The sequence below is a fragment of the Chryseobacterium sp. DZ-32 genome, from assembly GCF_059587025.1.
On sequence record NZ_JCAIOM010000009.1, the window covers coordinates 92,057 to 104,864 of the forward strand.

Genomic DNA, 12,808 nt, shown 5'->3' on the forward strand with positions numbered 1-12,808 from the left:
TTACAAAAAATTAAAACACTGTTAATTCAAATTACGTAGAAATACTGAATCTTATCTGCCGGGATGTGATTAATTTCGAATAAACAAAAACTGATACTATGGATCGCTTGAAATACAGTCAATCATTTCTGAAAAAGAGGTGTTATCTGAAATATCCGGCAGCTGTAGATCAATCAGCTTGATAGCCTCCTGCTAAAAGGAGTTGAAGATATTGAATCCAAATTTTTTACGAAATGAATATTATTAACAAAATTCTCAACGTCGACGATTATTATTTCGACGTGTTCATGTCTATCTCGGAAGCGCTTACCGGGTTTACGGTAAACGAACTGCAGTCAACAGGGCTTGCAGAAACCTATTACACTTATGTTTTAAAAAGCCTGGAAGCAGCCACTTTCGTAGAATTCCTTACGGTTTCTAAAAATATCCTTGAAAATTCTTCCGGTGAAGAGGAATTAAAAAAGGCTATTCAATCCGAAATTATTGCCCACCCGGGAATGAATGACATTTCAGGAAAAGTAATCACCATGTGGTATCTGGGAACCTGGGAAGGAGCGTATATCAATGATTTGTCTTACAAGGAAGGCCTTGTCTGGAATCTGATGCATTCACACCCGCCGGGAGCCAAACAGCCGGGCTACAAATCTTGGAATATTAAACCTGTAAACACCCAATCATGAATCCAACCCATAACAAAAAAGATGTGATCATTGTAGGAACAGGGATCGCAGGGTCATTAATCGCAAAGCTATTGTCCGACCACGTATTTGACGCCACCAAAGGAAAAATGGTCCATCGTGCAGATGCCGGAAAATCCGATAACATCAGGGAAATATCAATCCTTATGTATGAAGCAGGTCTGGAAGCAGGTATTGAGCTGGATTCCGTATCCTCAATGACCACTTATAATGAATATATCCGTACTTTTTACAGAGAAGAAGCCAAGGTTCCCAACTCTCCTTATCCGAACTTAAAGCAGGCTCCTTCTCCCAACGTTCTGGATATGGAACATATTGTCCAGCCGTATCCGGATAAAAAAGGGTATCTCGTTCAGTTCGGGCCGATGCCATTCGCAAGTGATGCGATACGGGTAGGCGGCGGAACTACCCTTCACTGGCTGGGAACTACACCAAGAATGCTTCCCAACGATTTTAAACTTACCGAAAAATACGGCATCAAGATTCCAAAGCCGGATTCTGATGAGAAAACTGCTGTCGACTGGCCGATAAGTTATGAAGAATTAAGGCCTTATTATGAGATGGCTGAGTTTGAAATCGGGGTTTCCGGGGATGTTTCAAGACAGGAATATCCAATTACAGAGAAGACGGAAGAATATTATGGAAACTATGTATTTCCGATGGAAGAAATTCCTCAGAGTTACATGGATCATAAGATTATTGAGGGACTTAAAGGGACAAGTGTAAAGCTGAGTTCAGGAGAGATTCCTTTAATGATGGTACCTTCTCCACAGGGAAGGAATTCCATTCCAAATCCAAAATACGGAAAAACGAAGATCATTAAAGCAGAACCAAAGGATTCCGGCTATAAACTGGTTTTAGACAGTTCTGAAAAAGAAGAATACAAAGCTCTTGGTTCTGTTTGGAATCCTTATATGGGAGAACGCTGTGAAGGGAATGCTTCGTGTGTTCCGATCTGTCCTGTTCAGGCAAAATACAATGCGTTAAAAACATTGAAAAAGGCTTTATATAAAATGAATGATAATGATAACCTGAGCCGTAATCTATTCATGCAGATTCAGGCGCAGAGTGTTGTTTACAAGCTAAGCATTGATCAAAATGATAGTCATAAAATTTCAAAAGTCCATCTGAGAAAATATATCTCAAAAGAAAAAACCGATTTTGTTGAAGAATCTATTGATACGTCTGATGCCATCGTCATTCTTGCAGCCAATGCTTTTGAAAATCCAAAGATTTTATTAAACTCCAAATACACAACCCCGGAAGGTGTAAAAACAGCAGCCAACAGCAGTGATCAGGTGGGAAGAAACCTGATGGATCATATGGTAATGCTTACCTGGGGACTTTTCCCTGAACCGGTATACCCGTACAGAGGTCCGGGTTCTACTACAAATATTTCGTCTTTCCGTGACGGAGAGTTCAGAAAGGACTTTTCTGCATGGATTTCTCCGCTTGACAATTGGGGATGGGGCTGGCCGGCATTTTCTCCGGGTTCTGATGTGGCAGAATTTATCAATGATAAAAAGTTTGGGGCAGAATTAAGAGAAAAGCTCACCGACAGACTTTCAAAGCAGGTATTATTTCATTTTGAAATTGAACAGCTCCCGAATCCCAATAACAGAGTAACCATTAATGATGAGTATCTGGATGTTCTCGGAATTCCACGCCCTGTTATTCATTATGAACTGACAGAGTACGAAATGAAAGCTATGGAACAGGCAAAAGATGCTTCGGATCAAATGTTTAAAAGATTAAACATCACGGATTTCACAAAATATACTGAGAAAGACAAAAACTCTGTGATATACAATAAGAAAAGATATTCTTACAATGGTGCAGGGCACATCGTGGGAACTCACAGAATGGGTTCTAAAGCTGAAGAATCCGTAACCGACAGCTACTGCAAAACCTGGGATCATCCGAATTTATACGTCGTAGGCGCGGGAAATATGACCACACTGGGAACATCAAATCCTACTTTAACATTATCAGCATTCACAATCCGTTCGGTAGAATCCATCCTTGCTGACCTTGAAATTCAACTTAAAAAATAACAACATGAGACAAAGACTTATCAATAAAACAGTTCAACCACAGGAAACTTTTTTAACAGCAGGCAGAATGGCTTCCAGAAGTGCCGCGGTTACAGAAGCTATTTCATTACCTTCTTTATTATTTGATTCAACATTAAGCAAAGAAGACTGGATAGAGGGATTAAAGCATCACAGCAAAACAGTTACTAATCTTTTACTGAATGATCAGATAAGTGACTTTAATACCTATCTGGAATCTCAGTTCGGTTCAGGAGTTTCAGAAATGAAAAAAGAGGTAACAGAAGTTGATTACAAACCGGTTTTGCAGGACCTTCTGCAAACTGCCATTCTTATTGAACATTCTACAATTCCACCCTATCTTACGGCTTTGTACTCGATCAAAGACGGGACCAATGCTCTGGCTTCACAAATTATCAGAAGTGTTGCTGTAGAGGAAATGCTTCACCTGATTATGGTTTGTAATGTATTGAATGCCATCGATATTCAGCCTTCTGTCAACAAAAAGGAGAACTACCCTGTTTATCCCATGAAATTACCGATGAACGTTGATTTCTATGTAGGTCTGGAAACATTCTCAAGCAACAGTATTGCCACGTTTATTGCCATTGAAAGTCCGAGTGCATCTGTGGTAAAAGCTCCGAAATATGATGATGAAGCGGAGATTTCTGAACTATACTCTCAAAGAGCTGCCGTACAGGAAAAACACCTCTGGACCCTTGAAAATATGAAAGGTTTTATCATGGAAAATGTACACACCATTGGTGAATATTATGACGTATTATTCTTTTATATCGTTGTTTTCCAAATCATTGTTTACTATAAAGCACATGGGACACTTCCGACAAACTTTGAGGAATTAAATACCGGAGGAATTTTCACAGGAAATCCGGCAAAACAGATCCGCCCTGAGCAATATTACGGAAGCGGCGGGAAACTTCATTCTGTAGAAGCCTTGACAGGAGTAATTGCTGTTTTCCAGGAAATCAAAGGGCAAGGTGAAGGTGCAGATGATTCTATTTTCGATGTAGATCCGTCCCAGTTTGAAGAAGGGGTTGAACTGGCCCATTATTTCAGGTTTAAAGAAGTTTTCCATGAGCATTTCTATCTGGGAGGAAACTATGAGCCTTTCATGGATGAAAATGGAATGATGCCTGTAACTACACCGCCTACAGGAAAAGATCTTCCGGTAGACTGGAACGAGGCCTATCCTATGAAACCTAACCCTAAGCTGGAAGATTACGTCAAAAACAAAGAATTATATGCCCAGGGCGTGGAGTTTAATAAAACCTACAAACGTTTGTTAGATGCTATACAAAGCGCTGTAGAAGGAAATCAGAGAGAACTGGAAAAATCCATTATGTATATGTATGCTCTGAAAGAACAGGCTGTAAATCTGATGAAACAACCGTTGGATGCTCAGACCAATGCGGGGCCAACATTCGAATACATCGACCTATAACCATAAAAATGATATATCATGCTTAAAAGAAAAAAAGAGAGCCCGGAAGCAGGAGGAGAACAGCTGTTCCGCAGAATGCCGGGACAAAGTGAAGTTAATCTGGCTGAATTAATGGACGGATATTCTAAACTTCTTATTGATGATCCGGTAAGACCATTCAGGGAAGATAACCTGCAGGCTATTGAGAATAATGTGGATTATGGAGTTCTGGCTGCCCTGGATGGCACATGGGTAAGCTATAATGTCAATTATAATAAAGATGTTACCAACCCTTCGTTAGCAAGCGGAGTACATACTACCATCATGCCTTCTCCCGGAACCAATCCGGGGACGATACCCGGAAAGTTCGCATTTACCAGTGAAGAATATATTGAGAAATTAACATTTTCCATCGTTCCCGGCGGAGTACGTAACCGTGGCGGAGCGAGTGAGCTTTTCTGCGGAGCAGTTAAGTACGAGCAAAGCATTAAAAGTGTTAATACAATACCAGGACAGGATGCGCTGAAATATACCCCTATCCACGAAGAAAACGGAATGTACCTATGGCTGAGTGATGTCTATAACCATGCAGCAACAAAAGAATCTATTGAAAGAGACCGCGGTATTCATGCCATTTTAACAGAAGATGCAAAGTACGGATATACCGGAGAATACAGAGACGAGCCTCTGCTAAGGATAACACCGGACGGAGAACCCAATCCTCAATACATTCTTCAAAGTCAGCTGCAACCGGGACAGCCTTATTATGAAATCATTCCGGCACAGGAAATAAAGCCGGGAGCAGGGCTTGATGGTCCTTATTTTATCCCGGACTACTCTATCTCCCGAAGCGGTGTTATTCCACATGGAAGCACCATTACTTTGCTTGGAGATATCATTCCTCAGAATAAAGATAAGACAACGTACTATTTAATTGAAGGTTCACCTCAGTTCCCTTACGGTAAAGAGGCCTGGGAAACCAATCATCTTTCCATTTCACGGACCATGGGAAATGCCGGAGTAACTCCGGAAGAAATCATTGATCTTGACCAACCGGCACCGGCCTGGGTTCATGAAACACTTAATGATGATAATGATCCCGGCTCCAATAAGATCTATACCCAGAGAATTCTTGCAGACAATTTATATCCTTACTCTGTACGGCCTGACCTGAGGCTCAGGGATACGTTAAGAGGCCAGAAAATCAGCAATCATGTTCATGTGAGAATGTCTTCAAAAATGAAAACAGGAGCACAGGGAGGCGTGTTGAATGTTCCGTTTGTCAATCGTTTCGTTCCGACTGTTGAGGTAGATATGGATATGTGGATCGAAACGGTGATTGAAGATGGAAAAGAGATTCTTCAGCTGCAGTATGAGCAGATTGTATTTTTTGAATTTGATTTCGGGAATGACGGAGGTACCACAAGCTGGCCTCATATCCAGGTAAATACCCTGAGAAAGATACAGGACATTCCTGAGGATCAGAGAAAGGTAATTGAAGAGCAGTTCTATAATACCGGAGTAAATACCGGTACAGCTTCAGGCTGTCCTTATCATAAAGGATAGACTACTATACTATAAGTAACAATAAAAAAGGGGCAAACTATTGTCCCTTTTTTATGTTCTTTATAACAGATTAAAGATTATCGTGGGTTTGTTGTACCATGAAAGATATCGCCTTTTTGATTTTTTCCCGTCCTTCAGGCGTATTGGTATCTATACCACAGAAAATACTTCCGTTCAGAGACGAAAACATATTCAGATAATACAATCCTGACACCATGATGGCCATAATAGAACGGTAGGTATCCATTTTATCTTTAAAATGTGATTCCATCAATAATTTGAAGATATATTCTCCGTTTTCCTCCTGAGTGTCAATCAGTTTTTTTAATGATTTCCGGGGTTCAGAAATAGTCCACAACAATAGTTTTTGAGCTTCTTTATTGGCGTATACGTAATCAAACTGGGAAAGCAGCATATGCTCGATAAATTCTCTGCCTCCATCTTCAAGATTCGGTTTCATCTTTTCCACTTCCTCGCTGGTTACTTTTACCCAGAAATCCTGTGTACGAACATATTCGTCCATGAGGCCATCCATTCCGCCAAAATAGGTATAGATCATTTTCTTATCTACCCCGGCAGTCGCAGCGATATCATTAATCTTCAATCCTGCATGTCCCTTCGTTTTCAGTATTTTCCCAACGGCGTCCAGAAACTTTTTTTTGCTGCGTTCCTTATTCCTAATACTACCTGATGCTGACTTTCTTTCCATGACTAAACATTCAATATACAAGATACAAGTTTAAGAAATTTTTTTTTATTTTAGACACTAGTTAGTGTCTAAAATAATTTATTTGTATATATTTGTATAAACTATAACCATTCAATATACAAAACACTATTGAAATTGAGAATTAAAAACTATTCAGATTGTATCGTTAGTTCCCTCAGTTTAAAAAATTTAGAACAAAAATGACTGAGGTACAAACAACAGCAGCATCATTTTTTACAGTGATGCTGCTTTTTACATAGCAAATAATGGCTTGATATTAAATAAATATTTTCTACAGATATCCCTGATCAACCCTTCTTTGTTATTAAAGACGCTATTTTAAACTATTTCATAGACTTAGCTTAATCAAAAAGCATCGATAAAGAGAAATTTTCACATCAATACTAAAAAATAACATACTGATCTCCAACAAATTAAATAAAACAATGAAAAATATTACGATTTTACACACTTAGCAGTGTCTTATTTTATATATTTGTACAAACTAAAACCATCTACATATTTTAAAACACTTTTTAGGTTGAAAAATAAGACAATTCAGATTGTATTATTTTAGTTCCCTCACTTTATGAGAATTTCGGATACGAAACAACTAAGGTAGAAACACAACTTACATACAGACCATTAGATTTCTAATGGTTTGTTTTTTTATAAGTTCAAATTCCAAAAAGTTCTACAGGTTTTTGCAGGTATGATGCAGCAGAAAAGAAACAGCTTTTTTTATTTCATCCCGTCCTTTGGTTGTACTTATATCAATTCCGCAGAAAATACTCCCATTGATTTCGGCATACATATTCAGATAGTATAATCCTGAAGTCATAATCGCCATGATGGCACGAGCATTTTCAGCATTATTTTTAAAGTGGAAATCCATTAAAAGCTTAAAAATGTATTCCCCGCTTTTTCCCTGAGTTTCGGTGAACTTTTTTAAAGATTTACGGGATTCTGATAACCGCCAAAGCAATAGTTTTTGTGCCTCTTTGTTGGTGTGAATATAATCAAATTGAGAGAAAAATGCGTTTTCCATAAAGGATTTTCCTCTATCATTTACCTGGGGTTTTATTTCCTCAATCATTATTTTACTCCAGTAATCCTGTGACTCTATATACTCATCTATCAGACCATCTATTCCTCCAAAATAAGAATAGATCATTTTCTTATCAACCCCGGCTGTAGCAGCAATACTATTCACTTTCAAGGCAGTATATCCTTTTGTTCTCAGTATTTTTCCAACGGCATCCAAAAATTTTTTTTTACTGCGTTCCTTGTTCCGGATATTTCCTGCTGCTGACTTTCTTTCCATGGTACACTTTTCAATCGTACAAGTTTATGAATTTTTTTTCATTTTAGACACTTTTTAGTGTCTAAATATATATATTTGCATTAACTAATAACCATTTTATATAAACAGACAATCAGAGTTGTGAGATTGAGAGTGATTAGATTGCACCGTTAGTTACCTCAGTATAAATATTTTACTATTCCATTACTGGGGTAAAACATTACGACAGCATCATTATAAATGATGCTGTTTTTGATTAATAAGGGTATTTTTTTAGTTTTTGATCAGTTAAGGCTTGATTTTTTTAAATTTCATGACCTCATACAAGTCCTTTTAATAAAGGTTTTTTCACGTTACCAGACTGTTGATAATTTTTTTTTATATTTTTTTTTCATGTTAGACACTTACAAGTGTCTTATTTTGTATATTTGCTTCAAACTAATAACCATTTTTATATAGAAACACTAATTGAGTTGAAAAATTAAAAGTTTCGAACAAAAAGCAACTAAGGTAAAAACATTAAATGCAGCAGCATCATGAGTTCTCTAATGGTGCTGTTTTTCATTTAAAAACTTATTTTAGTTTAACCTACAGAAAATTGTATATACCGGGAATCCGGTATTAGAATAGTTGATATGAAGAGAGACTGTCCAAGGACAGTCTCTTATTTTTAGATTGAAGTTGTATTAGCCTTTTGCTTTCTCATCTGTAAAAAACTGAAATCCATTCTTCTTCTCAATAAGCTGCATTGGATATAACGAAGGATTATATTCACCATTCAATACTTCATTCAGTGCATGCTTTTTAGATTCCCCGAATGCAATAACCAGGATATTTTCAGCATGATTAATGATGGGTGCAGTCAATGTAATTCTGAACATTTCCTGAGGCTTAAGATAATAAGCAGATACCCATTTTTCTTTTTCATTTAAAACATCTTCGCCTGGAAATAATGAGGCTGTATGGCCGTCATCTCCCATTCCTAACAGGATAAAATCAAAAACACCTTCATCACCAAGAACAGTTCTTATCTGCTGTTCATAAGCTTTTGCATAATCTTCAGGAGTTATTCCTTCGGCATACATAGGAAAGATATGGCTTTTGTCAACAGGAACCTTACTGAGAAGCGCCTCATCTGTCATCCGGAAGTTGCTCTTATCATCGTTTAAAGGAACCCATCTTTCATCTACCCAAAAAAAGTAGACTTTATTCCATTCTATCTTTTCTTTATATTCCGGTGTTGCCAATAATTTGAAAATAGCTTTAGGGGAAGAGCCTCCACTTAACGCCACCACAAAATGGCCATTTTTCTGAATAGATTTTTTTGAAAGATCAACAAATGCATCTGCTGCCTTTGTGTACAGTTTTTCCAGATCGTCAAATACTGTGATATTCATTTTGTCTGTTTAAATTTTATTTTGATTTATACCCAGCTGTGCCCTTGTCTTTCCACCAAAGCATTAACATCTTCCGGTCCCCAGCTTCCTGCTTTATAATTCGGGAAAGATAAATCTTTGTTATTTTCCCATGCTTCCTGTATGGTAGTCACTACATCCCATGCCTCTTCCACCTGATCGGAACGCATAAATAAGGTAAGATCTCCTAAAAGAGCATCCTGTAATAAGGTTTCATATGCTTCCGGAGTATCTTCCTGACAGGCAAAATTATCGAAAATCATTTCTGCAGGCTTCAGATCCAGTGTCAGCCCGGGCTTTTTGGTCATGAACTGTAATCTGATATCCATCATGGGCTGAATATTAATGATCAACCTGTTGGCTGATAAAAGATGCGGGCTGTCTGAGAACGTTGAGTGAGGAAGCGGCTTAAACTGAATGGTAATGTAAGAATGCTTTTCTTTCATTTTCTTTCCGGTACGGACATAGAAAGGGACATCCTGCCATCTTTCGTTATCCAGATAAAATTTAATTGCTGCAAAAGTCTCTGTATTGGAATCAGGAGCAATTCCGTCTTCCTGGCGGTAGCCTTTCACCTCAATACCGTTGATGGTTCCTTTTCCATACTGGCCTCTTACCGCATAATGATCAACCTGATCGGAAGATATTCTCCGAATTGATTTCAGAACGTCAACTTTCCGGTCTCTGATTTCACCTGACTGCAATGAAGCCGGTGGTTCCATAGCCACCATACACAGAATCTGCAACAGGTGATTCTGAATCATATCTCTTAACGCACCTGTCTGTTCGTAGAATGCTCCTCTTGTCTCTACTCCAACTTCTTCCGCTACCGTAATCTGTACCGATTCTATATATTTATGATCCCATAAAGGCTCAAAAATAGAATTTCCAAATCTGAAAGCCAGTATATTCTGCACCGTTTCTTTTCCCAGATAGTGGTCGATACGGTAAATCTGCTCTTCTTCAAATGTTTTTGCCAAAAGGCTGTTCAATTCAACAGCAGATTGTTTATTGTGACCAAAAGGTTTCTCGATAATGATACGGTCTTTTTTCGGATCAGAAGCTAGTAAAGTCGTTTTGATATGATTGGATATTGTAGAAATAAAGCTAGGCCCGATGGATAAATAAAACAGCCTGTTTGCTCTCATTCCGTAAACGGTATCGAAATCCTGCAGTTTCTGCTGCAGATTTTCGTAAGAACTTTCTTCATCCAGCTGATGCTGAAAGTAAGTAATATGAGCCTGAAAACCTGCCCAGTCTTCGGAAGTCACTTTTTTTCTTGAGAAACTTTCAAGGTTTTCTTTGATATAATTTCTGAAATTTTCGTTGGTATTTTCAGCTCTTCCCAATGCTACAATATTGAAGCCTTTGGGCATTCTGCCATCGATATATAAGTTGTAAAATGCCGGAAAAAGTTTTCTTTTTGCCAGATCGCCTGTAGCACCAAAAATAACAATAGTTGTTGGCTGCAAGACTTTATTTTGATTCATTTTTCCGAATTTTAGTTGTTTGCACTCTGCCAGGAAGTATGAAAAACACCTTCTCTGTCAATACGCTGATAAGTATGAGCTCCGAAATAATCACGCTGAGCCTGGATAAGATTCACGGGAAGAGATTCTGTAGTATATGCATCAAAATATCCTAAAGCTGTCTGAATTCCCAGGCTTGAAATTCCGTTGGTAGCAGCATATCCAGCTGTTTTTCTTAAACCTCTGATTTTTGATTTTACCAGTTCTGAAATTTCTTTATCAAGAAGAATATTAGAAAGGTTAGGGTTTTGGGTATAAGCGGAATAGAATTTTTCCAGCAAAACTGAACGGATAATACATCCTCCTCTCCAGATTTTCACAACATCTTTCAATGGAATTTCAAAGCCGTATTCTTCAGATGCTTTTACCAGTAAAGATAAACCTTGTGCATAGCTGATTAAAGTAGAAAGGAAAAGAGCATCGCCAACCTCCTGAATGAATAATTCTGTATTTTCAGGTTTTACAATTTCGTTATCGGCATATATTTTTGAAGCCTGAACTCTCTCGTTTTTATAAGCAGATAAAATTCTTGAAGTTACCGCAATATCAATGGTAGGAATAGAAACTCCGATTTCCATGGCCTGTTCTGAAGTCCATTTTCCGGTTCCTTTTGCTCCTGCTTTATCTAAAATCTGATCTACAAGATAGCCATCTGTTAATGAATCTTTTTGTGTGAAAATATCTCTGGTAATTTCAATAAGGAACGAGTTCATTTCGCCGTTATTCCATTCTTTGAAAACCTGATAAAGCTGTTCATTATTTAAACCTGCTCCTCTTTTAAGGAGATCATAAGCTTCACTGATCAGCTGCATTATGGCATATTCAATACCGTTGTGTACCATTTTCACATAGTTTCCGGCAGATCCTTTTCCCATATATGCTGTACACGCTTCGTTGTCTACTTTGGCTGCAATGGCTTCCAGCATCGGTTTTAGAAGTCTGAATGCTTCCAGATCCCCTCCAGGCATTATACTTGGACCTGTTCTGGCTCCTTTTTCACCTCCTGACACTCCCATTCCCATAAAATGCAGTTTCTTAGATGCCAGGTCAGCAACACGCCTGTTGGTATCTTCGAAATAAGAATTTCCTGCATCAATCACGATATCGCCTTCGCTTAAAAGCGGGGTGATATTTTCCAGCACAGCATCTACAGGTTTTCCTGCAGGAACCATAAGAATAATTTTTCTTGGAACTTCCAATGCGGATACAAAGTCTTCTAAAGATCCTGTACCCTTCACCTTCATTTCTGAAGCAGCTCCGCCTTCTAATTCTTTAACTTTCTCCTGATCAAGGTCGAATCCTGCGATTGAAAACCCGTTGTCAGCGATATTATAAAGCAGATTCCGCCCCATTACTCCAAGGCCAACCATCCCATAACTATATCTTTCCATTATATTGGTATTAATATGAATTTTTGTTATACAGAGAATAAAATTACGGAAATGCCTATAATGAAAAAAATAAAAGGAAAGAAAATGTTTGTTACACTTTTGTTACGTCCTCATTTATAAGCCTCTAATATTCACATTTTCATATGATTTTGTGTTTATAGAATAAAATTCAATCATTAATATGGGAATGATCTATTAAAACAGTCGGTTTTTTGGCATAATTAAACTTATATTTGCCAAAATTTATAAAGTAATGAACTATAAACTTGAACTCAACACTCAGGAGCCTAATTCTAAAATCGTTTTTAATAACATCATATTTGATTCGTTCAAGATTAATATAGTTGAAAGATATATCGGTTCCATGAAGGCTCGCCCTACGTTATGCGAAGTTTTATTTAAAGTAAGAACTCTGGATGATGTACTTATTAACAGAAAAGATGGTAATATAAGAGTAAAGATAAAGGGTGATGATTTTGAAACGTATCAGAAATTATCCCGCGATCTGAATTCTTATGAATACAAAAACAAACTGATTAACAGAAAAGAGGTAGAACAGAATTATGTTCATTTCATCCTGAGTTTAGTAATTACAAATTATCAGCTTAATTAAGCTGTTCCGGGCATTCTCCTTCTATCATTTTGCAGAGGGAGAATGTTCAGAAAACAATACACAGAAAGCAACCGGTTTTTAATTAAAAACGG

At 37.7% G+C, this 12,808-nt stretch carries 10 protein-coding genes; 5 read left to right on the forward strand and 5 right to left on the reverse strand.

Annotated elements, in window-relative coordinates; translation table 11 throughout:
* Positions 1-233 precede the first annotated feature (233 nt).
* From AC59HC_RS11875 to AC59HC_RS11890, 4 genes are read left to right on the forward strand one after another with little or no spacing between them, the layout of a single operon-like run.
* Complete coding sequence (locus AC59HC_RS11875) at positions 234-680, forward strand: hypothetical protein (RefSeq protein WP_496558651.1); 447 nt, start codon at positions 234-236, stop codon at positions 678-680.
* Positions 677-2,752 (forward strand): GMC oxidoreductase, encoded by a 2,076-nt coding sequence (locus AC59HC_RS11880; RefSeq protein ID WP_496558652.1) that lies wholly within the window; start codon positions 677-679, stop codon positions 2,750-2,752. Before AC59HC_RS11875 ends, AC59HC_RS11880 begins: the two co-directional genes overlap by 4 nt.
* A 4-nt stretch (positions 2,753-2,756) precedes the next feature.
* Entirely contained in the window at positions 2,757-4,211 is a 1,455-nt protein-coding gene (locus AC59HC_RS11885) for a ferritin-like domain-containing protein (protein ID WP_496558653.1), read from the forward strand.
* Positions 4,212-4,229: 18 nt separating this feature from the next.
* On the forward strand, positions 4,230-5,756 hold the full coding sequence (locus tag AC59HC_RS11890; protein WP_496558654.1) for a peroxidase, FMP-type: 1,527 nt from the start codon (positions 4,230-4,232) through the stop codon (positions 5,754-5,756).
* A gap of 70 nt (positions 5,757-5,826) precedes the next feature.
* Here the strand turns inward: AC59HC_RS11890 and AC59HC_RS11895 are convergent, their stop codons facing one another.
* The 5 genes from AC59HC_RS11895 to gnd form a co-directional block, all read right to left on the reverse strand.
* Positions 5,827-6,465: a TetR/AcrR family transcriptional regulator gene (locus AC59HC_RS11895; RefSeq protein ID WP_110011162.1), complete on the reverse strand. Its 639-nt coding sequence runs from the start codon at positions 6,463-6,465 to the stop codon at positions 5,827-5,829.
* A 694-nt stretch (positions 6,466-7,159) separates the two neighbouring features.
* Positions 7,160-7,789, reverse strand: coding sequence for a TetR/AcrR family transcriptional regulator (locus tag AC59HC_RS11900; protein WP_496558655.1), 630 nt, complete (start codon positions 7,787-7,789; stop codon positions 7,160-7,162).
* A gap of 665 nt (positions 7,790-8,454) precedes the next feature.
* A complete protein-coding gene (gene pgl / locus AC59HC_RS11905; protein WP_429814185.1) occupies positions 8,455-9,165 on the reverse strand; it encodes a 6-phosphogluconolactonase in 711 nt (236 codons plus the stop codon).
* Positions 9,166-9,191: 26 nt separating this feature from the next.
* Entirely contained in the window at positions 9,192-10,673 is a 1,482-nt protein-coding gene (gene zwf / locus AC59HC_RS11910; protein ID WP_429814182.1) for a glucose-6-phosphate dehydrogenase, read from the reverse strand.
* A gap of 11 nt (positions 10,674-10,684) precedes the next feature.
* Entirely contained in the window at positions 10,685-12,103 is a 1,419-nt protein-coding gene (gene gnd, locus AC59HC_RS11915; RefSeq protein ID WP_496558656.1) for an NADP-dependent phosphogluconate dehydrogenase, read from the reverse strand.
* A 253-nt stretch (positions 12,104-12,356) separates the two neighbouring features.
* Here gnd and AC59HC_RS11920 point away from each other — a divergent pair, with 253 nt between their 5' ends.
* Positions 12,357-12,716, forward strand: coding sequence for a prevent-host-death protein (locus AC59HC_RS11920; RefSeq protein ID WP_137906036.1), 360 nt, complete (start codon positions 12,357-12,359; stop codon positions 12,714-12,716).
* The last annotated feature ends 92 nt before the right edge of the window (positions 12,717-12,808 follow it).